Consider the following 23,428-nt stretch of genomic DNA (forward strand, 5'->3'; position numbering starts at 1 on the left):
GCCGCGTGCGGGCGCAGCCGGTGTGTGGGCGCTGTGAGCCACTACCATCGGCCAGCATCGGCGGGCGCCCCGCCCGACCCCAGGCCAGGGAGCGAAACGTGCTGATCACCCATGACACCCGGTGTGCGCTCGATGCCGTGGTGGATCTGGTGAACACCTCGCCGGAGGGCGACGAGACGCCGGACGGACTGCCGGACGTCGCGGCGCTCGCCGATTTCGTACGAAACCACGAATTCAGCGATGTCGGTGTCCTCTCGGAGTTCGATCTGTCGGCGGTGCGCAAGGTGCGCGGGCGGTTCGCCGCGATCTTCGCGGAGCCCGACGCCCGGACCGCGGCCGGATTGATCAACGAACTGGTCGCCGCCGCAGGGACCACCCCCCGGCTCACGGACCACGACGGCTACGACTGGCATGTCCACTACTTCGCCCCCGGCGCCTCCGTCGCCGACCACCTGGCGGCGGACTGCGGCATGGCGCTGGCCTTCTTCGTGGTGGCCGGGGAGCAGGAGCGACTGCGGCGCTGTGAGGCGCCGGACTGCCGGCATGCCTTCGTGGACCTCTCCCGCAACCGTTCGCGCCGGTACTGCGACAGCCGTACCTGCGGAAACCGTCTGCATGTGGCCGCCTACCGGGCGCGACGCAAGGAAGCGGCCGGCTGAGCGGCGATCGCCGCCGGGCCGACACGGCAGGGTTCGACACGGGGACCGACACGGCGAGGGTGTCGACGCGGGCCCCGGCGGGTGGCGCCGGGGGCCGCGGGTACGGCTCAGAGCAACAGCAGATCGTGCAGCGCAGCCATGAGCAGCAGACACCCGATCACCGCGAGGAAGATCATTAGCGGTGGCTGGGAAAGGGCGAAAAGGCACCCGCGAGGCTCGTCCTGAGCCGGCGCGGCATCGCTCTGTGTCGTGTCCAGCATCTCGCGCCGATGATGGCGCAGTTACCCCTCCCGGCGCGATCAACACGCCCGGAATGAGCGGGAGTTCGCTGGATTCCGTGTTGTCCGGTTCGAGTCGTGATCGCTTACGGCCGGGCGGCGACCCACTGTGTCGTTTCAGCCCTGCGTGCGGCCGTCATATGCCGTGCTTCTTGAGGATCGCCTCGATGTCGCTGAAGTCGTCCGAGGCCTCGGCCCGAGGTGCGGTCGCGGGCCGGGTGGTCTGACGGGAGCCGGCGCCCAGCGACGGGGCCGAGGCCGCCGGGGCCACCGCTTCTCGCTGTGCGGCGGCGCGGGCCTCCTTGCGCTCCTTGCGGGTGCCGCCGCGGCGGCGTTCCACCGCACGGGTGCTCGCGAACAGCAACCAGGACGCGCCGAGGACACCGAAGCCGGCCCAGGCCGTCGGGCTGAACGCGGTGTCCGCCAGCCACTCGACGACACCGGTCATCACCAGCCCGAGGGGCACCAGCGAGTACGCGGCGATGCGCGTGGCCGCGAGGAAACGCTTGCGATACGCGGTGACCGCCGCGATACCCAGGCCGGCCGCGGCGACGGCGGAACAGACGGTCTCGGCAATCATCCGGTCCTCCAGGCAGGCTGGGTCGGGCAGGGCACTTTCGTCCCTTCCATCCTGCACCGTGCCGACCCCGCCCGGCCATGCCCCAGTACGACATCAGGGACATCTCCGGGTCGCCTCCTCCGCAGGTGCCGGTCGAAGGCGTACGGCCGGGATCGCTCGCGAAGCGCCAGGTCGGATTGGGTCGCCCGGACCGGTGCTGGGAGACTGGGGCCATGAGCGACTCCTCCCCCGACCGCCCCGCCGCCCCCGTCCTCGACATCTGGTGCGAGCTGCAGTGCCCCGACTGCCGCGGCGCCCTGGACGACGTCCGTGCCCTGCGCGCCCGTTACGGCGACCGGCTGGAGCTGCGGCTGCGGCACTTCCCGCTGGAGAAGCACAAGCACGCCTTCGCCGCCGCGCAGGCCGCCGAGGAGGCCGCGGAGCAGGGGCGTGGATGGCCTTACGTAGAGGCCGTGCTGGGCCGGGTCGAGGAGCTGGACCGTAGGGGAGAACCCTTCCTGGTCGACATGGCCCGGGAACTCGGCCTGGACGCCGAGGAGTTCGACACCGCGCTGATCGACGGTCGGCACATCCTGATCGTCGACGCCGACCAGGCCGAGGGCAAGGCCATCGGCGTGACCGGCACCCCGACGTATGTGATCGGCGGCGAGCGCCTCGACGGCGGCAAGAGCCAGGAAGGGCTGCGCGAGCGCATCGAGGAGATCGCCGACCGGCTGCTGGCCGAGCAGGGCGCCTGACGGAGCGCCTGCCCCTCGGCCGGGACCTCAGCCGGCGTCCACGCCGCCCGCGAGCCTCGCCCCCGGCCGGCTACAGCAGCGTCTTGTACAGGGCGTACAGCCTTGTCTCGTAGCCGAGTGACTCGTAGAGCCGCTCGGCGGGGGCGTTGCCCGCAAAGACATTGAGGCCGATGCCCCGGTGCCCCGCGGCGATCGCCTGGGCCTCGGCCAGCAGCATCAGTGTGCGGCCGTGCCCCTTGCCGCGGTGGGCCACGTCGGTCTCGACGTCGTAGACGTAGGCGCCGCCGTCGCGCGTCGCCAGCCACAGAGTGCCCACCGGGATGCCCTCGTGCTCGAGCACGCTCAGGAACGCATCCCGCGTGCGCAGGCCGTCCGGCAGCAGTACGGCTTGATCCCGCTCGGCCTTGGCGCGGGCCTCGGCCTCCGGGACCCCGCGCTCGACCCAGCCACGGATGAAACCCTCGTGGCTCCTGTCCCGCCAGGGCCCGTACTCGGCCTCCGTCATCGGTCGCGCCCGGCTGCCGGGGCGCAGATCCGGCGGCGAGTCGCCGAGCGCCTTCTGCATGCCGCGACTGCGTACGACGTAGCCGAGCGCCGTGGCGAGACGCAGCGCCGGTGCGGCGTCACCGGGGACGGTCACCTCGACGCGCCGGCAGCCCCAGCCGCGCGCCACCTCCTCCGCGGCGAGGGCCGCCACCGTGCCGCGGCCACGGCGCCGGTCCGGTTCCTCGATCCGCAGCTTCACTATGCGGGCCACTGCGTCGCCGAAGACCGGATGCGTGCCGAGGCGAAGGGCGCCCACGGGACGGCCGTTCACACACACCTGGTAGCGGCGCGAACGGGTCCCGTCCTCGTTGCGCTGAAGCGGCTCGGTCGGCCGCAGGGTCGTGGTCATCAGGGGTGTTCTACCCACCGCACCGGACCACGGCAGCCCATTTTTCTCGCTCCTACGGATCCAGGTCGTCCCCGGACCGCTCCTCGAAGGTCCGCATCGCCTTGCTGGTCACCGGGCCCGGTGCGCCGGGCAGTTCACGGTCGTCGACCCGGTGCACGGCCTGCACGTCCCGCAGGGTGGAGGTGAGGAAGACCTCCTCGGCCCGGTCGAGGACGTCCAGCGGCAGGTCGGTCTCCTTGGCACCGGTCCACTCGACCGCCAACGCGCGCGTGATGCCCGCGAGGCAGCCCGAGGCGAGCGGCGGGGTGTGGATCTCGCCGTCCAGGACGACGAAGACGTTCGACCCCGTGCCCTCGCAGAGCTGCCCGACCGTGTTGCCGAACAGGGCCTCGGAGGCGCCGTGTTGGTGGGCACGGGCGAGGGCGACGACGTTCTCGGCGTACGAGGTCGTCTTCAGACCGGTCAGCGCGCCGCGCTCGTTGCGGGTCCAGGGCACGGTGACCACGGCCGTGGAGTCGGGACGCCGGGTGGTCTCGCCGAGGGCGACGACGAGGGTCGGGCCGTGCTCGCCCCGGTCGGAGCCGAGGGGCCCGTGGCCGCCGGTGTAGGTGATCCGCAGCCGGCCGAGCGGCATCGGATTGGCCTCCAGGACGGCGGCGCAGGCGCGGCGTACCTCGTCGTGGTCGGGCTCGGGCAGACCGAGACCGCGTGCCGAGCGCGTCAGCCGGTCGAGGTGCCGGGTCAGCGCGAACGGTCGGCCGTGTGTCGCCTTCACCGTCTCGAAGATGCCGTCGCCCACGGTCAGCCCGTGGTCGAAGACGGAGACACGGGCGGCCTCGATGTCCTGGAGCCCGCCGTCGAGCCAGATCTTCACGTCAGTCCCTCTCCACTCACCTCGTACGCTCCCGACGCTACCGCGAGCAGCCGGGACGCCTTCAGCTCGGTCTCCCGCCACTCCCCCTCGGGATCCGACCCCCAGGTGATCCCCGCGCCGGTGCCGAACCGCAGCACCCCCGCACGCCGGTCGATCCAGAAGGTACGTATCCCGACGGCCAGCTCGCCCGTGCCCCGGTCGGCGTCGACCCACCCGATGCCACCGCAGTACGGCCCGCGCGGCGCCGTCTCCAGCGCGTCGAGGATCCGCAGGGCACTCGACTTGGGCGCGCCGGTGACCGAGCCGGGCGGGAAGGCGGCGCCGAGCAGCTCGGCCCAGCCGGCGCCGTGGCGCAGCTCACCTCGCACGGTGGACACCAGATGGACGAGCCCCGGATGTTTCTCCACCGCACACAGGTCGGGGACGGTGACGGTCCCGGTGGCGCACACACGGCCGATGTCGTTCCGCACCAGGTCGACGATCATCACGTTCTCGGCGTAGTCCTTCTCCAGCAGGTCCGCCTCGGTGCGCCCGGTGCCCTTGATCGGCCCGGACTCGACGACCCGCCCGGCACGCCGCAGGAAGAGCTCGGGCGACGCGGTCGCTATCTCCACGCCGTGCTCCGGCAGCCGGATCGTTCCTGCGTACGGCGCCGGGTTGCCGCGGGCCAGCAGGGCGGTCAGGGCGTCCACGTCGGCGTCCGGCCCGATCGGCGCGCTCAGCACCCGGCAGAGGTTGGCCTGATAGACCTCGCCGGCGGCGATGTGCTCGCGGATGCGCCGCACACCCGCGGTGTACGCGGCGCGGTCGAGGGATGACGTCCAGTCACCGGCCGCCGGGCCGCGCCAGCGGCCGGGCACCGGGGCGGGCACGGGTTCCTCTCGTACGTCCCGGAAGCGTGCGCAGGTCAGACCGCCCTCGAAGTCGGCGCAGACGGCCCACAATCCGCTGGAGTCCAGGGCCGCGGGATCGCTGGTGACATCGAGGAGGCCGACGGCGACACGGTCACCGAAGCGGGCGAGGGGAGGGAGGTCGAGCACGCAGTCGAGTCTATGGCGGGTGACCTGCGGGTGACCCGGCCATGTCCCTTCGGGGGGCTCCGGCAGGTCCCTGAGCAGGTGCAGCGCAGCACGCTGCACAAACGCGTTTTTGTACTGGCCCCGGAATCCGCTAGAGTTCAACACGTCGCCGGGCCGCGAGAGCGGAACGAAACGACAAGCGGACGTAGCTCAGTTGGTAGAGCGCAACCTTGCCAAGGTTGAGGTCGCGAGTTCGAACCTCGTCGTCCGCTCGAAGGAACTCAGGGGATCTTCCCGAACCCCTGCACTCCTGGTGGAGTGGCCGAGAGGCGAGGCAACGGCCTGCAAAGCCGTCTACACGGGTTCAAATCCCGTCTCCACCTCCAAGGACGATTAGCTCAGCGGGAGAGCGCTTCCCTGACACGGAAGAGGTCACTGGTTCAATCCCAGTATCGTCCACTGGATCTTCGGATCCCCGCGCGATTAGCTCAGCGGGAGAGCGCTTCCCTGACACGGAAGAGGTCACTGGTTCAATCCCAGTATCGCGCACGCAGTACCCCGTGATCTCGGTCCCGTATGTTCGGGTCGATCACGGTCCCGAGGACGATTAGCTCAGCGGGAGAGCGCTTCCCTGACACGGAAGAGGTCACTGGTTCAATCCCAGTATCGTCCACACACCGAAGCCCCCGGTCCTGTGACCGGGGGCTTCTTCGTGGCCCGGATCAGCTGGAGAACAGCATGTGGCCGAAGCTCTTGTGACGCTTGTGGCCGTAGTGCCCACCGTGATGCCCGCCGTGCGGGGCACCCCAGGCGGGAGCCTGTGGCGCGGCCGGGTACGCCTGCGGGGCCGCAGGTGGCGGTGGGGCCGGCTGGGACCACTGGGACTCCAGACGGGTCAGCGACTCCAGCTCGCCGTAGTCGAGAAAGATCCCGCGGCAGCCGCTGCACTGCTCTATCTGGACACCGTTGCGGTTGTACGTGTGCATCGGGGCTCGGCACTTCGGACACTGCATGGTCGGCTCAACTCCTCGCCGGTCGGTCCTGCTTCGCGTATCGCCAGGACAGACTCTGTCCGGCTGCGGTCGGTTGCACACTACTTTGCGTATCCCTGGGTCAACTCAGGGGGGACAACGGCCATTCGGTCGCAGGCGTCCACGAGGGACTGCTCGACCTCGTCCAGGTCACGGCCCGCGGCCAGGGCCTTGGTGATCGCCCGGGCGGCGGTCTGCACGGTGAGGGCGCGGGCCGGGATGTCCAGCGCGGGCCAGGGGTCGCCGTGCGCGGGAACGGCCGGCCCGCCGGCGGCGCGGTACGCGGCGAGGAAACGGTGCCATTCCTCGGGCGACAGCAGCCCACAGGCGTACCAGGCGGCCGGCCGTCCGAGATCCCAGGCCGGCACGCCCGCACCGAGGTCGTCGACGTCGATGAGCAGCCAGGGGCCGTCCGGTGCCGGGTGGCGGACGAGTTGGCCGAGGTGGAGATCGCCGTGGCAGAGGGTGACGGTGTCGGGCTGCGGGGCCTCGGCGCGGGCCCAGGCAGGCAAGGTGTCCCAGGCACGGAGCACGGCGTCGGCGCCGGCGGCCTGCTCCGTGGCCGACGCGGCGCGGAGGCGGGATACGGCGAGGGCGGCCTTGACGGGGCCGCGCATCGGGGGCAGCGGAACGGGTGCGGGGGTTCGATGGAGCCGGGCGAGCAGCGTCGCCGCCGCCTCCCAGGGGGCCGCGTCGGGATCCTCGGGATCCACGGGGATGCCGTACGGCCAGAAAGTCACCAGCCGGCCATGCAGGTCTACGGCTTCGGGGCTGAGCGGGGCGAGGAGCAGGCCGGGCAGGTGGGCGGCGGCGGTGAGGCGGGGGGCAAGTTCGGTGGGGGTGCTGCCCGGGGCGTGGGCCTTGGCGACGGTGCCGGCATGACGGACGACGGTGGCGTCGGGCCGGTCGGCGAGCGTGACGGTCGCTCCGCAGGGACAGGCGGACGTACGTGAGTGTGCCGCGGCCTTGGCTCGTGCGGTGAGGGCGGGCAGGAGCGGGTTCGGGGTCACGGGGGTCCTTGGGTGCGGAGGATCTGGGCCGAGGGTACGCGGGGTTTCTCGGGCGCAGGTCCAGGAGCAGCCGCGCTGCTGAACGCCCGGCGCCAACGGGGCGCCGCCCGCAGTCACCCACGGCGCGAAGAGGACAAAGCAATGCCGGCGCAGCTCCCCAGCTGCGCCGGCATTTGTGCCGTCCGCCGCACCCCCGTCCCCACGGGGTTTCATGGGTGGATGTCCCCGCCCGGACCGCTCTTCCGGGCCTGGGGTCGCCGCTCAGCGCCCCAGCATCACGCCCACGGACGACGCCTGTGTGGCCACCGTCTCCCAGCCGTCGAAGACGAGGAGGAGAAGGGCCGCCAGGGGAAGGGCCATGAGTGTCGCCACCAGGGGGTGGCGGCGTCCCTGACGGCGGGGGCGCAGCACCCTGCGCTCCTGCGTGCGGATCAGTGTCCGCGGTGCCGTCTGGGCCATGGTCCCTCTCCTGACCTGTGTCGGTTGTCGTTGGCAGCGGCGGGTGTCTGACCTCGGGGGACGAGTGCTGCCACCCGCCGCTTGACCTCAAATCTAGGCGTCCGGCGCTGCCCGCACGTCATGCCCTCGTACCGATTGCCGGGCCTCCCGGAGGATGAGCCATCACCTGCGGAGTACTCCCCTGGGTGGAGACGAGGACCTAGGTCTCGGGGTCTTCCCGGAGGGGACGCCCGCTCTGCCCTGCTTTCTCCGAGCTGTCCTCGCGCGGCGCCGCCTGCCCAAGCGGTGTGGGGGAGCCTCACCGGGTGACTTCGCTCACTTGCACGACACCTCGGCGCACCGCCGTCTCCACCCGGCGGCCCGCCCTGCTCGCCACCACCTCGTCTGTGCGCGTCGTGTCCCCTGCCTCCACGGCGGTCTCCACGCGATCAGGCCCCACGGGATCAATCCCCCTTCCACGATGGGTGGTTGGGAGACAAAGCACACCTAAGTCGCCCTGCCGGCCGACCCCCTGACCACCCTTCAAGTCTCCAACCCACCACTGACAATCCGTCGGCCCGAGAGGGCGCGGCCTCTGCGCGCGGCGGCCCGTGGAAACGTAAGCTGTGGCTCGTCACACGGACCGGGCAGCGGGGATGAACATGGCGATGATGCGCCTGAGGCGCGAGGACCCGCGCGTCGTCGGCTCGTTCAGGCTTCACAGACGGCTCGGCGCGGGCGGGATGGGCGTCGTCTACCTGGGCTCCGACAAGAAGGGGCAGCGGGTCGCGCTCAAGGTGATCCGGCCCGACCTGGCGGAGGATCAGGAGTTCCGCTCGCGGTTCGCGCGTGAGGTCTCGGCGGCCCGGCGGATTCGCGGGGGCTGTACGGCACGGCTCGTGGCCGCGGACCTGGAGGCGGAGCGGCCGTGGTTCGCCACGCAGTACGTGCCCGGGCCTTCCCTGCATGACAAGGTCGCCGACGAGGGAGGGCTCGGCGCCGCCGAGGTCGCCGCCGTCGGGGCCGCCCTGTCCGAGGGCCTGGTCGCCGTCCACGAGGCGGGTGTCGTACACCGGGATCTCAAGCCCTCCAACATCCTGCTGTCCCCCAAGGGCCCGCGGATCATCGACTTCGGCATCGCCTGGGCGACGGGGGCCTCGACCCTCACACACGTCGGTACGGCGGTCGGCTCCCCCGGCTTCCTCGCCCCGGAGCAGGTGCGCGGCGCCGCCGTCACCCCGGCCACGGACGTCTTCTCCCTCGGCGCCACGCTCGCCTACGCGTCGATGGGTGACTCACCCTTCGGACACGGCAGTTCAGAGGTGATGCTGTACCGCGTCGTGCACGAGGAGGCGCAGTTGCACGGCGTACCGGACGCCCTGGCTCCGCTGGTGCGGGCCTGTCTGGCGAAGGCCCCGGAGGAACGGCCCAGCACGCTTCAGCTGTCGCTGCGCCTCAAGGAGATCGCGGCCCGGGAGGCACAGGGACTCGGGGACGTACGTCCGCCCGCGCCGCGTTCCGCGGAGGCGGACCGCCTGACCGGACGGCTCGCCGACACCTACCCGGAACAGCAGCGCGCCCAGCGCCGCCCGCAGGGCACTCCCCCGCCGCGCGGCGCCGCCGTCCCGCGCGGCAACGGCCCGTCCCGAGGACCCGGCCCCGCGCGCGACGGGATTCCTCCGTCGAGGGGCGGCGGCGCGAACAGCGGTACAGCGGCTTCCCGGTCCGGGACCCGGTCGACGCCCGCCTCGCGCAACACCCCACGGTCGGGCAACGGCGGCCGGCCGGCGCCGCGCAATGGCGCGGGTCGTCCGGCGCCGCGCAACACGGGAACGGGTCGGCGGCCCGCCAACCCGCAGCTGTTGCGGCAGCGCCTGTTCGTGTTCGTCGTGGTGACGCTGCTCGTGGCGCTCGGCATCGCGGCGGCGCAGGGCTGCCAGGGGCCGCAGCGTGGTCTCGGCGGCGACGGGGACGTCGTACGGCCGCACCATGACGAGCAGGTGGAGCCGGGTTACGAGCCGCTGGACGGGGATCTGATGTCCCAGCGGTACGAATCGACCTTCGAAATGTCCGAATAGGCGGCGTCCCCGAGGTCAGACGTGACGTCAGAGGGCGGGCAGGATCCGCTCGAAGAACTCCCGGTCGCCCTCGAAGACCGGGTCCAGGGACAGGAACTCCTCCGGCGTGACCCAGCGGGCCTCGCCGACCTCGTCCGGGTCGGGGACCACGTCGCCGGTCTCGGCGTGCGCCGTCCACCAGTGGAGGCGGAAGGTGCCGTCGTCCGTCTCGGACTCCCAGACCTTCGCCAGAGGGACGACGGTGAGGCCGACCTCCTCTCGGACCTCCCGGGCGACAGCCTCCCGCTGGGTCTCCCCCGGCTCGATCCGGCCGCTGATCGGCTGCCAGTAGCCGGGGCGCGCGACGGCGGGGCCGCGCCTGATGGCGAGGACACGGCCGGCGCGGAGCAGGACCGCGACGATCGCCTCGCGCCGCGGCATCGTCGTACGGCCTAGATCTGCGGGCGGCCCGTGGCCACCGCGTAGAAGGCGACCGCGGCCGCCGCGCCGACGTTGAGGGAGTCGACGCCGTGGGCCATCGGGATGCGGACCCATTCGTCGGCGGCCACCAGGGCCTGGGTGGACAGGCCGTCGCCCTCGGCGCCGAGCATCAGGGCGACCCGGTCCATCCGGTGCGGGGCGGCCTCGTCGAGGGTCTTGGCCTTCTCGTCGGGGGTGAGCGCGAGGAGCGTGAAGCCCGCCTCGCGCACCGACTCCAGGCCCTTGGGCCAGGTGTCCAGACGGGCGTAGGGCACCGAGAAGACCGCGCCCATGGAGACCTTGACGCTACGGCGGTACAGGGGGTCCGCGCAGTCCGGGGACAGCAGGACCGCGTCCATCCCGAGAGCGGCGGCCGAGCGGAAGATGGCGCCGATGTTGGTGTGGTCGTTGACCGACTCCATGACCACCACCCGGCGGGTGGTCCGCAGCAGCTCGGTCGCCGTCGGGAGCGGTTTGCGCTGCATCGAGGCGAGCGCGCCGCGGTGCACGTGGTAGCCGGTGACCTGCTCGGCGAGGTCCGGGCTGACCGCGTACACCGGGGCGGGGAGCTCGTCGATGACGTCGCGCATGACGTCGACCCACTTGGCGGAGAGCAGCATCGACCGCATCTCGTAGCCGGCTTCCTTCGCCCGTCTGATGACCTTCTCACCCTCGGCGATGAACAGGCCCTCGGCCGGTTCGCGCTTGCGGCGCAGGTCGACGTCGGTCAGGCCCGTGTAGTCGCGCAGGCGCGGGTCGTTCGGGTCATCGACGGTGATGAGATCGGCCACAGGGTGATACTGCCTTGTCCTGGGTGCGGTGCCAACGGTTCGGAACGGGTTGTGTTACCCGCGGTTACTCGGAGGGGGCGGGGCCTACGTTCACGACCTCGCCGATGACGATGACCGCCGGCGGCTTCACCTCGTGGGTGAGGACCGCCTCGCCGGCCGTGGCGAGGGTCGCGTCCACCCGGCGCTGGGCGGCCGTCGTGCCCTCCTGGACCAGGGCGACGGGCGTGTCCGGGGACTTGCCGTGGGCGATGAGGGTCTCGGCGACCTTCCCGATGGTGGCGACGCCCATGAGGATGACCAGGGTGCCGGTCAGCTTGGCGAGGGACGGCCAGTCGACCAGGGAACGCTCGTCGTCCGGCGCGATATGGCCGCTGACCACCGTGAACTCGTGGGCGACGCCCCGGTGGGTGACCGGGATCCCGGCGGCACCCGGGACCGAGATGGAGCTGGAGATGCCGGGCACGACCGTGCACGCGATGCCGGCCTCGGCCAGCGCCTGGACCTCCTCCATGCCGCGCCCGTAGACGAAGGGGTCGCCTCCCTTGAGGCGTACGACCGACTTGCCCTGCTTGGCGTGCTCGATCAGCGCGTTGTTGATGGCCTCCTGGGCCATGAACCGGCCGTAGGGCAGCTTCGCGGCGTCGATCACCTCGACGTTCGGGGGCAGCTCCGCGAGCAGGTCGCGCGGGCCCAGGTGGTCGGTGATGACCACGTCGGCCGCGGCGAGCAGGCGGCGGCCCCGCACGGTGATCAGGTCCGGGTCGCCGGGACCGCCCCCGACCAGCGCGACTCCCGGCGTACGGGTGCGGTGGTGCGGGGCGACGAGGGTGCCGTCGCGCAGGCCCTCGACGACCGCGTCGCGGATGGCGGCGGTGTGGCGGGGGTCGCGGCCCTTGGCGTCGGTGGTCAGGACGGCGACCGTGACACCCTCGCTGTGGCCCGTGGCCGGGGTCCAGGCGGTGGCCTCGTCGGCGTCGTCGGAGCGGACGCACCACACGCGGTTGCGCTCGGCCTCGGCGGAGGCGCGGGTGTTCGCGTCGTGGTCGCTGGTGGCGATGAGGGCGTACCAGATGTCGGTGAGGTCGCCGTCCGCGTAGCGGCGCCGCTCCCAGGTGAGTTCTCCGGCGTCCGCCATGGCTTCGACCGACGGGGTCACCTCGGGCGAGACGAGCGTGATGTCGGCGCCCGCTGCGATGAGTGCCGGAAGACGGCGCTGGGCGACCTCGCCGCCGCCGAGGACGACGACTCGGCGACCGGTGAGGCGGAGGCCCACGGGGTAGGCGGGGTGTTCGGCCATGAGGGTGCGGCTCCTCGTGCTGGCGGTGCGATGGGTGCTACGGCGCTGGAGCAGCCCTGACGTGCGGATTTTAAACGTGGGCTCAGCGTACGGCGGGGCCGGGGGACGCGCAGGAACGCATACCCCCGGCCCTGCTTGAACTCACTTCTCGGTGACGCCCGCCGAGTCGAACGTCGCCACCTCGTGCATCGCCCTGGCCGTGCTCTGTACCAGCGGCAGCGCGAGCAGCGCGCCCGTGCCCTCACCCAGGCGGAGGTCGAGGTCGACCAGGGGACGCAGGCCGAGCTTGTTCAGGGCGGCCACGTGGCCGGGCTCGGCGCTGCGGTGCCCCGCGATGCAGGCGGCCAGGACCTCGGGGGCGATCGCACGGGCCACCAGGGCGGCGGCACCGGCGCTGACGCCGTCCAGGATCACCGGCGTACGCAGCGACGCGCCGCCCAGCAGCAGGCCGACGATCGCGGCGTGTTCGAAGCCGCCGATCGCCGCCAGGACGCCGACGGGGTCGGCCGGGTCGGGCTGGTGGACCTCGATGGCGCGGCGGACGACCTCGGTCTTGCGGGCGAGGGTCTCGTCGTTGATGCCGGTGCCCCGGCCCGTCACCTCGGCGGGGTCGGTGTCCGTGTAGACCGAGATCAGGGCCGCCGACGCGGTCGTGTTGGCGATGCCCATCTCGCCCGTCAGCAGGGCCTTGTTGCCGGCCGCCACCAGGTCGCGGGCCGTCTCGATGCCCACCTCGATGGCCTGCTTGGCCTCCTCGCGGGTCATCGCGGGGCCGGTCGTCATGTCGGACGTGCCCGCGCGGACCTTGCGCGGCAGCAGGCCCGGCGTCGCCGGGAGGTCCGCGGCCACACCGACGTCCACGACACAGACCTCGGCGCCCACCTGGCCGGCGAACGCGTTGCAGACCGCGCCGCCGCCGAGGAAGTTGGCGACCATCTGGGCCGTCACCTCCTGCGGCCAGGGGGTGACGCCCTGGGCGTGCACGCCGTGGTCACCGGCGAAGATCGCGACGGCCGCGGGCTCGGGGATCGGCGGCGGGCACTGGCGGGACAGCCCGGACAGCTGGGCGGAGATGATCTCCAGCATGCCGAGCGAGCCGGGCGGCTTCGTCATCCGCTTCTGCCGCTCCCAGGCCTCGCCGAGCGCCTTGGCGTCCAGCGGGCGGATCTGGGCGACGGTCTCGGCGAGCAGGTCGTGCGGCTCCTCACCGGGCAGGGCACGGCGGCCGTACGTCTCCTCGTGCACCACCCACGACAGCGGGCGGCGCTTGGACCAGCCGGCCTGCATCAGTTCGGGCTCGTCCGGGAACTCGTCGACGTAGCCCACGCACAGGTAGGCGATGACTTCGAGGTGCTCGGGCAGGCCCAGCGCGCGGACCATCTCCCGCTCGTCGAAGAAGCTGACCCAGCCGACGCCGAGGCCCTCCGCGCGGGCGGCGAGCCAGAGGTTCTCGACCGCGAGCGCGGCGGAGTACGGCGCCATCTGCGGCTGGGTGTGCCGACCGAGGGTGTGGCGGCCGCCGCGGGTCGGGTCGGCGGTGACGACGATGTTCACCGGGGTGTCGAGGATGGCCTCGATCTTCAGTTCCTTGAACTGTTTCGCCCGGCCCTTGGGAAGCGACTTGGCGTACGCCTCGCGCTGGCGCATGGCCAGCTCATGCATGGTCTGCCGGGTGTCGGAGGACCGGATGACGACGAAGTCCCAGGGCTGCGAATGTCCCACGGAGGGCGCGGTGTGCGCGGCCTCCAGGACGCGGAGCAGCACCTCGTGCGGGATGGGGTCGCTGCGGAAGCCGTTGCGGATGTCACGGCGCTCGCGCATGACCTTGAGAACGGCCTCGCGCTCGGCCTCGTCGTAGGCGGGCGCGGCCGGGCCGGTGGGCTGTCGTGCCTCTTCCACTGCCGCCGTGCTCTCTTCTTCCGGGGCTGCCGGTTCCTGCGGGTCTTCCTGGTCGGCGGCCCGGGTGTCCAGGTCCTCCGCGTGTTGTACGAGTGCGGGGTCGCCCTCGCGGGGTGCGGGGACCGTGGCGACGGAAGCCGCTGCCTCCTCCGCCGGGAGGACGATCGGCTGCGGCGGCGTCGGGGCCAGGTGCGGGGTGGTCGGCACCGAGCCCTCGACCGGCACGAACTGGCCCAGTGCCTGCCCGGGCGCCTGCTCCTGCGGGATGCCGGTCGCGAAGACGGCCGCGACCTCGCCCTGGCCGGACTCCGCGGGCTCGACCGGCGGTTGGACCGCGTCCACGAGGACCTGCACGGGCTCGGCAACGGACCGGAGTTGCGGGCCGGCGGGCTCGGCGACGAACGGCTCGGGGGCGTCGACCGGTGCGGCCTCGGCCGGCGCCGGCTGCGGCTCGGCGGCCTCCGGGGCTGCGTCCGCTGCGGCGAGCGGCGGGGTGGGCACGGCCGACTCGGCGGCATCCTCCGGGGCCTGCTGGGCCTCCTGGATCTCGGCCGCGGGGTCCGCGACGAGGGCTGCCGCGTCGGGGGCTGCCACGTCGGGGAGGGGCGCGCTCACAGCCGCTGCCTGTGCCTCGGCGCCGAGGTCCGCCGGAGCAGCGTGCTGCCCCGGCTGCTCAACCTGCGCGAGGTTCGGATCCGGGACGGCCTCGGGGGCCTGCGCGACCAGGACGGCGGGCTCGGCCTCCTCCTGAGCGGGCTGCTCGGCGTCCGCGGGGTGCGGGGCTGCTTCGGGGGCTACGACCGCGGAGGCGGCGGCGTCGGCGGGTGCGGCTACGGCGTCCGTGGGCTGCGCGGCCGGCGCGAACTGCTCGGGCTCGGCGGGATCGGCGGCCTGCGCCGCATCGGGTGCGGGCGCGGCGGGGGCGGCCTCGGGCATGGGCTGGGGGTCGGCCGGGGCGGGGGCCTCAGGAGCCTGAGCGGCCTCCGGGAACTGAGCGGCCTCCGGGAACTGAGCGGCCTCCGGGGACTGGGCCGCCTCCGGGGACTGGGCCGCCTCGGGGGCCTGCGGGGCCTCGGGAGCCTGCGCAGTCTCGGGCGCGGAGACCTCGGTGACCTGCGCGGGAGCCTCCGGCACGGCAGCGTCCGGAACCTGGGCGGCTTCGGGCGCCGGGGCGCCGAGGACCGGCTCGGCTTCAGCGGCGGGTGCCTCCGGAAGCTGCGCGGCCTCGGGGACGGAAGTCTCAGGAGCGGTGCCTTCGACGGCCTGGACGGCCTCGGCCTCGGGTGTCGCGGAAACCTGGCCTGCGTCAGCAGCGGGGTCGGGAACCTGGGCGGCTTCGGGGGCGGGACCTTCGGGGTCCTGGCCGACCCCCTCGGCCGCCGGGGTCTCGGAGACCTGCCCGGCTCCGCCCACGGGGACCTCGGCAGCCTCACCGACGGCCAAGTCCCCCGGAACCTGGCCGGGCTCGGCGCCATGGCCGTCCTGCGGTCCGTCGCCGACTCCGGCGACCTGCGTGGCGCCCGGGTCGGGCTCGCTCACCGGAGCCTCCTCGGCAGTCGTGGCGACCGCGACGTCGGGCACCGCACCTTCAGCGGCATCCGCGGCAGGCACGGCCGCGACGACCTGGTCGGCCTCGGGAGCAGCAGCCTCCGCGACCTCCCCGTCCTGTACGGCACCGCTCTCCGGGCCGGCCTCCGTGGCCACCCGGGCCACCACCGCCTGGGCCACGCCCACCGGCTGCCCGGCCGGGACAACCGTTTCGGCAGCCGCCGCCCCGGTGCTCACCGGGGCCTGGGTCTGGGTCTGGGTCTGGGCGGGGGCACCCCAGGGCGCCGGCTGCGGGGCGTCGAGGTACTCGGGGCCGGCGGGCGCCTGACCGGGCTGGCGTACGGGTGCGCCGACGGCGCCGCGGTCGGCGAGGGAGCGGACCGGGCTGGCGGAGGCGTCGGGAATGGGCGGGCCGAGGTGCAGGGGGCGCCGGGGAGTGATCGGCGGGATCGGCGTCGAGGGGGCCGAGGGGGCCGGCATGCGGACGGCGCTGAGGTCGACCGAGCCGCTGTCGCGGCCGGAGATCTCGTGCGCGTCCGGCTCGTGCACGGCCTCGACGAGCGGTTCCGGCGCGGGCGGGGCGACTTCGTTGCCCCAGGCACCCTGGGAGCCGGGCAGCAGCAGGTCTTCGTCCTCGGCGGTGCTCTCGGAGAGGTAGGTGTATGAACCGTGCGCCGCGGAGGCGCCCGGCTGCTCCACCATGCCTGCGCTCTCCGGCAGTCCCTCGGCCGGGACCTGGCCGGTGTCGGTCATGCGTACCCCTCGCCCATCGGTTAGTGCTTCTACGACCAGCTCACCGGGAACGGCGCACCGACCGCCCCCGCAGTGAAGAACGAGCGTGCGTGCCCAGCGGCACGAACGACCCGCCCAAAAAGGCGACAAAGCCATTGAGTGGCATTGTCGTGGCCGTTCGGCCGTCGCGACAGGTTGATCCGCGACAGGCCGCTGTGGACTGCGCCACGTTGCGCGTCCTCCGGTTTCGCCATACCACACTCACCCCAAACGGGGCGTGTTTTTCCGGACATTGACCGACGAAGTGCCGGGCGACCGAGTGCGGTACAACGATCGGCCAGCCTACCGCGCGCGGTACGACAACAGGATCACGGGGACGGGTACACGGTCACGCGCTGCGGTCGGGCAGTACCCCGCTGAGCAGGAACGCGACGCTGCGCTCCCGCTCCGTCCAGGCCCGCGTGTCGAGTTCGACGGACTGGAGGAGGGCGCACTCGACGTCGTAGCCGTGTGCGCTGAGGTCGCGTCCGACGATTTCGGCGGCGTCGCGGGTCGCGGCATGCGTGACGATGCGCTGCGGACGCCGGTCGGCGACCGCGGAGACGACCGCCGCTCCCCCGCCGCCGATGCGTACGACGTCCGGTTCGGGGAGGTTCTCCAGCACGTGCGGGGCCGCGCCGTGGATGGTCTGCAGCTGGACGCCGAAGCCACGCGCGTTGGCCTCGGTGCGGGCGCATGCCTGCGGGTCGCGGTCGACGGCGATGACGGCGGCACCGGCGCGGGCGGCTTCGACGGAGAAGGCGCCGCTGCCGCAGCCGATGTCCCACACGAGGTCGCCGACGCGCGGGCCCAGCCGGGTGAGTTGGGCGGCGCGGAGCGGTTCCAGCTCGCCTTCGCCCATGAGACCGCCGTAGGACTCGGCGGGCAGGGTCCAGCCGCGCGGTCCGGCGCCCGGGTCGCGGCCGGCGATCCACCCGCCGCCCTCCGCCGCGGCCACCTTGCCGCCGATGACGATGACGATGTTCGGGTCGCGCCAGGTGTGGTCGGCGGCCTTGTCGGAGGTGACGACGGTGACCTGCTCGCGTTCGCTGCCCAGCGCCTCGCAGATGACGAAGGTGCGGTGGACGCCCTCCAGGAGCAGGCCGAGTTCGGCGGGGCCGGCGCCCGGTGAGGTGAGGACGGCGACCTTGGTGTGGGCGCGGCACACATTCACCGCGCGTCGCAGGGTGCGCCGGTGTGCGACGACCACCTGGGCGTCGTCCCAGGGCATGCCGGCGCGGGCGAAGGCGGCGGCGACCGAGGAGACGCCGGGAACGACCTCGACCTCCAGGCCGAACTCGGGTGCGCGCAGGGTCCGTACGACGCCGAAGAACCCCGGGTCGCCGTCGGCGACCACCACCGCGGTGCCGCGGTGGCCGGCGATCCGGCGGGCGGCGAGGGCGACGCTGCCGAGGCGGATGCGCTCGGCGGCGGGCGGCACCTCGGGGAGCGCCAAGTGGTGGGCGGCACCGGCCACGAGCGTGGCGGCACCGAGGGCGGAGCGTGCCGCGGCGGTCAGCGGCGAGCCGTCCCAGCCGATCACCGTGACGCGGTCGGCCATCGTCGTCAGTCTCCTGGGTTCGCGCAGGTCGTCGTCGGGCAGCCCGAGGGGCAGGCTCCGTGAGGGTACCTGTTCGGCGGGTCGGCGCCGCCGGTGCCCGGGGGTCCGCTTCCCGTCAGTTCCAGTCGCCGTACGAGGTGAAGCCGCCGGTGTCGGCCAGCTGCTCCCCGGCACCGTCGAGGTCCTCCGGGAGGAGGCTCCAGACGATGAAGTCGGTGCGTACGTCGGTCCAGGTGCCGTCCTCCGTACGGACGTGCGCTATGCACGCGTTGCGCAGGACGCCCTCGCTGATACAGCCGATCTTCTGGGCGACCTGCTGGGAGGCGGTGTTGTCGGCGGCCGTGCGCAGCTCGATGCGTTCGAACTTCTGGTCGCCGAGGAGCCACTGGGCGGTGGCGAGCGCCGCCTCGGAGGCGTAGCCCTCGCCGCGCGCCCAGGGGGCGATGATGTACGACATCTCGGTGGACCGCACCCGCCAGTTGGTCTTGGCGAGCTGGACGATGCCGACCAGGCGCTGGGTGAGGAACTCGGTGACGGCGAGGTCGAGCCCGCGGCCGGCCTCCCGCTCGGTGGGGGCGTACCGGGTGGTCCAGGCGCGGGCCTGGTCCTCGGTGTAGGGCTGGGGGACGTTGGTCCAGGCGCCGACCTGCTCGTCGTTCATCATCTCGGCCAGTGCGGGCACGTCGTCCTCGTCGAGGGGACGCAGCACCAACCGCTCCGTGCTGATGGAGATGTTGGGGAAGGTGCTAGTCATGCGCCGCTCCGTAACCTTCGGAAACCTTCAGGGCCTGCTGAACTGCCCAGCATGCAGCATGAAAGCACCGGGACGCACCACGGGGTCCACACCAGGTGATGGAGTGGACCCCGTGCGTGGCGATACGCGGTAAACGCACCGTCAGACGGAGGTTGACCCTCAGAACGCCGCGACGACGGCGCCGTCGTACTTGTCCTCGATGAACTTCTTCACCTCGGGCGAGGTGAGCAGCTTCGCCAGCTTCCGCACGCGCGGGTCGTCCTCGTTGCCCTTCTTCACCGCGAGGAAGTTGCCGTACGGGTTGTCCTTGGGCGACTCGGCGGCGATGGCGTCCTCGGCCGGGCTGAGGTCGGCCTCCAGCGCGTAGTTGCCGTTGATGACGGCGGCGTCGACATCGCCGAGGGAGCGCGGCAGCTGGGCCGCCTCAAGCTCCTTGAACTGGAGGTTCTTGGGGTTGGAGGCGATGTCCTTGGGGGTCGCCTCGTAGCCGACGCCCGCCTTCAGCTTGATGACGCCGTTGGCCTCGAGCAGCTTCAGGGCGCGGGCCTCGTTGGTGGTGTCGTTCGGGACGGCGACCGTGGCGCCCTTCCCCAGGTCCGTGAGCTTCTTGACGCCCTGGGAGTACACGCCGAGCGGCTCCAGGTGCACCGTGGCGTTCGGCACGGCCACGATGTCGGTGCCGTTCTTCTTGTTGAAGTCGTCCAGGTACGGCTGGTGCTGGAAGTAGTTGGCGTCGACCTCACCCTGCTGGACGGCCGTGTTCGGCGTCACGTAGTCGGTGAACTCCTTGACCTCGAGTTCGAGGCCGGCCTTCTTGGCGAGCTTGTCCTTGACGTAGGTGAGGATCTCGCCCTGCGGGGTCGGCGTGGCCGCGACCTTCAGCGGAGCGCTCGCGTCGGAGCCGGAGTCCTTGTCCGAGCCGCATGCGGTGAGCCCGAGGGTGAGGGCTCCGGCGGCGAGGACGGCAGTGGTGAACTTGGCGGTGTTACGCACGAAAAGTGCCTTTCCTTATGGGTGGTGCAGCCCCGACTTGGGTGTTCGGGGAGTTCTGGCTCCGTCCGGTGTGTGGTTCAGACGGTCTTGCTGGTGGCGGTGGATGCCTTCAGCAGGCGCAGCTTCGGCGCCGGGCCGGACTGGCCGCCGCGGCGGTGCAGGGAGCGGGCCGCGTAGTCGCCGGCGAACTGGATGAGGGAGATCACGACCGCGAGGATCGCGACGGTGAGCCACATCAGCTCGGTCTCGAAGCGCTGGTAGCCGTAGCGGATGGCGATGTCGCCGAGTCCGCCCGCGCCGACCGTGCCGGCCATGGCCGAGTAGCCGATGAGAGCGACGACGGTGGTCGTGGTGCTGGCGATGACGGACGGCAGGGACTCGGGGACGAGGACCTTGCGCACGATCGTCCAGGTGTTGCCGCCCATCGACTGCACGGCCTCGACGAGCCCGCCGTCCACTTCGCGGACAGCCGTCTCGACAAGGCGGGCGAAGAACGGGATCGCGCCGATCGCGAGCGGCACGATGGCGGCCTCGCGGCCGATGGTCGTGCCGGTGACCCAGCGCGTGAAGCTCATCAGCGCGACCATCAGGATGACGAACGGCATCGAGCGGGCGACGTTCACGATCTGCCCGATGACCTTGTTGGCCAGGACGTTCTGGAGCAGTCCGCCCCGGTCGGTGAGGACGAGGAGGATGCCGAGCGGGAGGCCGCCGACGACGGCGATGAGGGTGGACCAGCCGACCATGTAGAGGGTGTCCCAACACGCCTGCTCCAGCAGGGGCTGCATCTCGGACCAGGTCACAGCTGGGCACCTTCCTTCAGCAGCACGGGCTCCTGGCCGAGTACGTCGATCTGGAGGCCCTGTTCGCGCAGGAAGCCGATCGGCACGACGTTGTCCTCGTAGCGACCGGGCAGCTCGATGCGCATCCGGCCGACCTGGAGGCCGCCGACGGTGTCGATGGCGGCGCCGAGGATCGAGATGTCGATGTTGTAGGTGCGCGAGAGCTGGGAGATGACCGGCTGGGTGGCGGCCTCGCCCTGGAAGGTCACGTCGACCACGGTGCGGTCGTCGGCGGATGCCTCGCCGCCGACCGGGAAGAGCGCGGAGGCCAGTTCGGAGCCGGGGGTCGCGAGGAGTTCGCTGACGGTTCCGGACTCGACGACGCGGCCGTTCTCCATGAGCGCGGCCGAGTCGCAGATCGACTTCACGACGTCCATCTCGTGGGTGATGAGCAGGACGGTCAGGCCCAGCTGCCGGTTCAGGTCGCGCAGCAGCTGGAGGATGGAGCGGGTGGTCTCCGGGTCGAGGGCGCTGGTGGCCTCGTCGGAGAGCAGCACCTTGGGGTCGCCGGCCAGGGCGCGGGCGATGCCGACGCGCTGCTTCTGGCCGCCGGAGAGCTGGGCGGGGTACGCCTTGGCCTTGTCGGCGAGGCCGACGAGATCGAGCAGCTCAAGCGCCTTGCGGGAGCGCTCCTCGCCGGACTTGCCGAGGATCTCCAGCGGCAGCTCCACGTTGTCCTGGACCGTCCGCGAGGACAGCAGGTTGAAGTGCTGGAAGACCATGCCGATACGGCTGCGCGCCTGCCGGAGTTCCTTTCCGGCCCGGGGGCCTCGTCCCGCGAGGGCCGTCAGGTCCTGTCCGGCGACGGTCACCGTGCCGGCGGTGGGGCGCTCCAGCAGGTTGATGCAGCGGATGAGGGAGGACTTGCCGGCGCCGGACTGGCCGATGACGCCGTAGACCTCGCCTTCGCGGACGTGGAGATCGACGCCGTCGAGGGCGGTGACCTCACGGCCGCGTGAGCGGTAGACCTTGGTCAGGCCCGTTGTGGTGATCACTGGGGTTTCCGTCACTGTCGAGTACGCGGGCGTGGGTGTGCCCTGGTACGGGAGGGAAGATGTGCGCGGGGCAATGTGGTCACGTGCGGCGCGTACGGCTCAGGGCGTACGGCGCACGGACATGCCAGGCAGCTCGCTTCGGGGCGCGAGGCTCAGGAGTGGTGCGGGGGCCCTCTAGAAGGCGCACATTCGACACATACAACGAGCACCGGGCGTCAGGGTCGCCTCGGTCGCAAGGGTGCGGCAGCTCGTCGTGGTCATGCGATCAGTAAACCAGACCTACGGTCCTTACCGGCCGCCGCTGTCCACATGGCGGACAGCGGCGGACAGCCCTCAACCGCGTACGGAGACCTCGATCCCGGCGTCCGTGACCAGGGCGGACAGGGCCGACAGATCCCGCACCACGAGGTCGGCGTCGAGCTCATGGGCCTGGTGGGTTGTGGTGAACGCCACGGTGGTCATCCCGGCGGCGCGACCGGCCTGGAGACCGGCGGGGGCGTCCTCGAAGACGACGCAGTGCGCCGGGTCGACGCCGAGCTGCCGGGCGGCGAGGAGGTAGGGCTCGGGGTCGGGCTTGCCGCGCGTGATGTCGTCGGCGGCGATCAGCGTCTTGGGGAGGATGCCGACGGCGTCGAGGCGGGCCTCGGCGAGCCGCCGGGTGGCGGAGGTGACGACGGCCCAGCGGTCGGCGGGCAGCGAGTCGAGGAAGTCCTTGGTGCCGGGCAGCAGGTGGACGCCGCCGTTCGGCACGTCCTCCACCTCCAGCGTCTCGATCCGGGCCAGGGCCTCCGGCACGACGTCGGCGGGCAGCAGGTCGGCGGCTATCTCGACGGCCGGCCGTCCGTGCAGCTCGATCCGCCCGAACTCCTCGGCCGTGATCCCGTACTCGCCGGCCCACCGGGTCCAGCAGCGGTCCACGGAGGCGAGGGAGGAGACGAGGGTGCCGTCGTTGTCGAACAGGAGGGCGCGTGCATGGATCGTCATGGTCTAGACCCTACGGGTCCGCCGACGCGTGTCCGCACCCGAGGCCAACGGGTGGCCTGACCGCCGGGGTCGGTCGCACCAGGGCTTTTGGGCCGTAATAGGCTCGCCGCATGTTTGATGCCCTGACGCTGGTGACCGGGGTCGCCGCGCTGTTGCTCGCCGCGTGGTGCGGGTGGGCGGCGTACCGTGATCAGCCGACGAAGGACTGGCACTTCATCGGGATGGCCGTGGTGACGGTGCTGGCCCTGGTGCAGCTGGTGGTCGGCATCGTGCTGCTGGCGCGGGGCGAGAAGCCGGAGCAGGGCACGACGATCTTCGTGGCGTATCTGCTGGGCTCGTTCGCGTGCGTTCCGGCCGCGGGCTTCATGTCGCTGGCCGAGCGGTCCAAGTGGGGTTCGGTGACGGTCGCCGCCGGCGGTGTGGTGCTGGCCGTCCTCGAGGTGCGGCTCTATGACATCTGGGGAGGCTGAGGTGGCCGTGTCGGAGGACAAGCCCACCAGGGCGCGGCTGATCAGCGGTCCCGGGATTCTGCTGGTGTGGCTGTACGGCGTGATGGTGGTCGGGGCCGTGTCGCGGTCGGCGTACCAGATCGCGACGGAGTTCGACCGGGCGCCGCTCGCCTATTCGTTGTCGGCGGTGGCGGGCCTCGTGTACGGGTTCATCACGTACACGCTGGTGCGGGGCGGGGAGACAGCCCGTAAGGCGGCGCGGGTCTGCTGCGCGGCCGAGTTGGCGGGTGTGCTGACCGTGGGTACGTGGACCATGGTCGAGCCGTCGGCGTTCCCCGATGCGACCGTGTGGTCCGACTTCGGGATGGGGTACGTGTTCATTCCCGTGCTCTTGCCTGTTTCCGCGCTCTATTGGTTGCGGAAGAACGCTCGACGCGGGGATGCCGCCTGAGGTTGTCAGGCGGCAGTCGGTCCATCGTGGCTTGT

Annotated in this window: 23 protein-coding genes, 5 tRNA genes and 1 pseudogene; 10 read left to right on the plus strand and 19 right to left on the minus strand. The window is 72.1% G+C overall.

Annotated elements, in window-relative coordinates; genetic code table 11:
* The first annotated feature begins 98 nt into the window (after window positions 1-98).
* Window positions 99-659: a CGNR zinc finger domain-containing protein gene (locus ADK36_RS22185; protein ID WP_048581117.1), complete on the plus strand. Its 561-nt coding sequence runs from the start codon at window positions 99-101 to the stop codon at window positions 657-659.
* Window positions 660-766: 107 nt separating this feature from the next.
* Here ADK36_RS22185 and ADK36_RS49580 read toward each other — a convergent pair whose 3' ends face one another.
* A complete protein-coding gene (locus tag ADK36_RS49580; RefSeq protein ID WP_199830227.1) occupies window positions 767-919 on the minus strand; it encodes a hypothetical protein in 153 nt (50 codons plus the stop codon).
* 154 nt (window positions 920-1,073) lie between these two features.
* Window positions 1,074-1,517 carry a hypothetical protein gene (locus ADK36_RS22190; protein WP_048581118.1) on the minus strand — a complete coding sequence of 148 codons (444 nt, stop codon included), beginning with the start codon at window positions 1,515-1,517 and terminating at the stop codon, window positions 1,074-1,076.
* A 212-nt stretch (window positions 1,518-1,729) separates the two neighbouring features.
* Between ADK36_RS22190 and ADK36_RS22195 the strand changes: the two genes are divergently transcribed.
* Window positions 1,730-2,254 carry a DsbA family protein gene (locus ADK36_RS22195; RefSeq protein WP_199830228.1) on the plus strand — a complete coding sequence of 175 codons (525 nt, stop codon included), beginning with the start codon at window positions 1,730-1,732 and terminating at the stop codon, window positions 2,252-2,254.
* A gap of 70 nt (window positions 2,255-2,324) precedes the next feature.
* Here the strand turns inward: ADK36_RS22195 and ADK36_RS22200 are convergent, their stop codons facing one another.
* Genes ADK36_RS22200 through ADK36_RS22210 form a run of 3 tightly spaced genes read right to left on the minus strand, consistent with a single transcriptional unit; the run spans window position 2,325 to window position 5,063 of the window.
* Window positions 2,325-3,149 carry a GNAT family N-acetyltransferase gene (locus ADK36_RS22200; RefSeq protein WP_048581119.1) on the minus strand — a complete coding sequence of 275 codons (825 nt, stop codon included), beginning with the start codon at window positions 3,147-3,149 and terminating at the stop codon, window positions 2,325-2,327.
* 52 nt (window positions 3,150-3,201) lie between these two features.
* Window positions 3,202-4,023, minus strand: a complete 822-nt coding sequence (locus ADK36_RS22205) for an aminotransferase class IV (RefSeq protein WP_048581120.1) — start codon at window positions 4,021-4,023, stop codon at window positions 3,202-3,204.
* Entirely contained in the window at window positions 4,020-5,063 is a 1,044-nt protein-coding gene (locus ADK36_RS22210) for a chorismate-binding protein (protein WP_048581121.1), read from the minus strand. The genes ADK36_RS22205 and ADK36_RS22210 overlap by 4 nt, the downstream gene beginning before the upstream one ends.
* A 178-nt stretch (window positions 5,064-5,241) precedes the next feature.
* Here ADK36_RS22210 and ADK36_RS22215 point away from each other — a divergent pair.
* The 5 genes from ADK36_RS22215 (at window position 5,242) to ADK36_RS22235 (ending at window position 5,715) form a co-directional block, all read left to right on the plus strand.
* Window positions 5,242-5,314, plus strand: a tRNA-Gly gene (locus ADK36_RS22215).
* A gap of 40 nt (window positions 5,315-5,354) precedes the next feature.
* Window positions 5,355-5,428: transfer RNA gene (locus tag ADK36_RS22220), tRNA-Cys, on the plus strand.
* 1 nt (window position 5,429) lies between these two features.
* Window positions 5,430-5,501: transfer RNA gene (locus tag ADK36_RS22225), tRNA-Val, on the plus strand.
* An 18-nt stretch (window positions 5,502-5,519) separates the two neighbouring features.
* Window positions 5,520-5,591: transfer RNA gene (locus tag ADK36_RS22230), tRNA-Val, on the plus strand.
* Window positions 5,592-5,643: 52 nt separating this feature from the next.
* Window positions 5,644-5,715 (plus strand) — tRNA-Val (locus ADK36_RS22235).
* 49 nt (window positions 5,716-5,764) lie between these two features.
* On the opposite strand, the gene ADK36_RS22240 is transcribed toward ADK36_RS22235, so the two are convergent.
* The 4 genes and pseudogenes from ADK36_RS22240 to ADK36_RS50290 all read right to left on the minus strand — a co-directional run bounded on the left by ADK36_RS22240 (window position 5,765) and on the right by ADK36_RS50290 (window position 7,981).
* Window positions 5,765-6,055 carry a zf-TFIIB domain-containing protein gene (locus ADK36_RS22240; protein ID WP_078916175.1) on the minus strand — a complete coding sequence of 97 codons (291 nt, stop codon included), beginning with the start codon at window positions 6,053-6,055 and terminating at the stop codon, window positions 5,765-5,767.
* 80 nt (window positions 6,056-6,135) lie between these two features.
* A complete protein-coding gene (locus ADK36_RS22245; RefSeq protein WP_053198734.1) occupies window positions 6,136-7,083 on the minus strand; it encodes a phosphotransferase family protein in 948 nt (315 codons plus the stop codon).
* Window positions 7,084-7,344: 261 nt separating this feature from the next.
* A complete protein-coding gene (locus ADK36_RS22250; RefSeq protein WP_030050436.1) occupies window positions 7,345-7,542 on the minus strand; it encodes a hypothetical protein in 198 nt (65 codons plus the stop codon).
* Window positions 7,543-7,741: 199 nt separating this feature from the next.
* Window positions 7,742-7,981, minus strand: a pseudogene (locus tag ADK36_RS50290) (hypothetical protein).
* A gap of 196 nt (window positions 7,982-8,177) precedes the next feature.
* Here ADK36_RS50290 and ADK36_RS22260 point away from each other — a divergent pair.
* Window positions 8,178-9,599 carry a serine/threonine-protein kinase gene (locus tag ADK36_RS22260; protein WP_053198736.1) on the plus strand — a complete coding sequence of 474 codons (1,422 nt, stop codon included), beginning with the start codon at window positions 8,178-8,180 and terminating at the stop codon, window positions 9,597-9,599.
* A 27-nt stretch (window positions 9,600-9,626) separates the two neighbouring features.
* Here the strand turns inward: ADK36_RS22260 and ADK36_RS22265 are convergent, their stop codons facing one another.
* The 10 genes from ADK36_RS22265 to ADK36_RS22310 all read right to left on the minus strand — a co-directional run bounded on the left by ADK36_RS22265 (window position 9,627) and on the right by ADK36_RS22310 (window position 22,493).
* The gene (locus ADK36_RS22265) at window positions 9,627-10,019 is read right to left on the minus strand and encodes an NUDIX domain-containing protein (RefSeq protein ID WP_048581125.1); all 393 of its coding nucleotides are present in this window, start codon (window positions 10,017-10,019) and stop codon (window positions 9,627-9,629) included.
* 11 nt (window positions 10,020-10,030) lie between these two features.
* Complete coding sequence (locus ADK36_RS22270) at window positions 10,031-10,849, minus strand: TrmH family RNA methyltransferase (RefSeq protein ID WP_048581126.1); 819 nt, start codon at window positions 10,847-10,849, stop codon at window positions 10,031-10,033.
* 64 nt (window positions 10,850-10,913) lie between these two features.
* On the minus strand, window positions 10,914-12,146 hold the full coding sequence (gene cobA / locus ADK36_RS22275; protein ID WP_048581127.1) for a uroporphyrinogen-III C-methyltransferase: 1,233 nt from the start codon (window positions 12,144-12,146) through the stop codon (window positions 10,914-10,916).
* Between the two features lie 141 nt (window positions 12,147-12,287).
* Window positions 12,288-16,346: a nicotinate-nucleotide--dimethylbenzimidazole phosphoribosyltransferase gene (cobT, locus tag ADK36_RS22280; protein WP_053198739.1), complete on the minus strand. Its 4,059-nt coding sequence runs from the start codon at window positions 16,344-16,346 to the stop codon at window positions 12,288-12,290.
* Between the two features lie 367 nt (window positions 16,347-16,713).
* A complete protein-coding gene (cbiE, locus tag ADK36_RS22285) occupies window positions 16,714-17,925 on the minus strand; it encodes a precorrin-6y C5,15-methyltransferase (decarboxylating) subunit CbiE (protein WP_048581129.1) in 1,212 nt (403 codons plus the stop codon).
* A 115-nt stretch (window positions 17,926-18,040) separates the two neighbouring features.
* Complete coding sequence (locus tag ADK36_RS22290) at window positions 18,041-18,679, minus strand: GNAT family N-acetyltransferase (protein WP_048581130.1); 639 nt, start codon at window positions 18,677-18,679, stop codon at window positions 18,041-18,043.
* Window positions 18,680-18,838: 159 nt separating this feature from the next.
* The gene (locus ADK36_RS22295) at window positions 18,839-19,672 is read right to left on the minus strand and encodes a MetQ/NlpA family ABC transporter substrate-binding protein (protein ID WP_048581131.1); all 834 of its coding nucleotides are present in this window, start codon (window positions 19,670-19,672) and stop codon (window positions 18,839-18,841) included.
* Between the two features lie 77 nt (window positions 19,673-19,749).
* Entirely contained in the window at window positions 19,750-20,475 is a 726-nt protein-coding gene (locus ADK36_RS22300) for a methionine ABC transporter permease (protein ID WP_048581132.1), read from the minus strand.
* Window positions 20,472-21,509 carry a methionine ABC transporter ATP-binding protein gene (locus ADK36_RS22305; protein WP_048581133.1) on the minus strand — a complete coding sequence of 346 codons (1,038 nt, stop codon included), beginning with the start codon at window positions 21,507-21,509 and terminating at the stop codon, window positions 20,472-20,474. The genes ADK36_RS22300 and ADK36_RS22305 overlap by 4 nt, the downstream gene beginning before the upstream one ends.
* Window positions 21,510-21,842: 333 nt before the next feature.
* Window positions 21,843-22,493, minus strand: coding sequence for an HAD family hydrolase (locus ADK36_RS22310; RefSeq protein WP_048581134.1), 651 nt, complete (start codon window positions 22,491-22,493; stop codon window positions 21,843-21,845).
* Between the two features lie 110 nt (window positions 22,494-22,603).
* Here ADK36_RS22310 and ADK36_RS22315 point away from each other — a divergent pair, with 110 nt between their 5' ends.
* Both ADK36_RS22315 and ADK36_RS22320 read left to right on the plus strand, forming a co-directional pair.
* The gene (locus tag ADK36_RS22315; RefSeq protein ID WP_048581135.1) at window positions 22,604-22,963 is read left to right on the plus strand and encodes a hypothetical protein; all 360 of its coding nucleotides are present in this window, start codon (window positions 22,604-22,606) and stop codon (window positions 22,961-22,963) included.
* Complete coding sequence (locus ADK36_RS22320; protein ID WP_048581136.1) at window positions 22,944-23,393, plus strand: hypothetical protein; 450 nt, start codon at window positions 22,944-22,946, stop codon at window positions 23,391-23,393. Before ADK36_RS22315 ends, ADK36_RS22320 begins: the two co-directional genes overlap by 20 nt.
* The last annotated feature ends 35 nt before the right edge of the window (window positions 23,394-23,428 follow it).

The organism is Streptomyces viridochromogenes, assembly GCF_001270495.1.
Taxonomy (GTDB): domain Bacteria; phylum Actinomycetota; class Actinomycetes; order Streptomycetales; family Streptomycetaceae; genus Streptomyces; species Streptomyces viridochromogenes_A.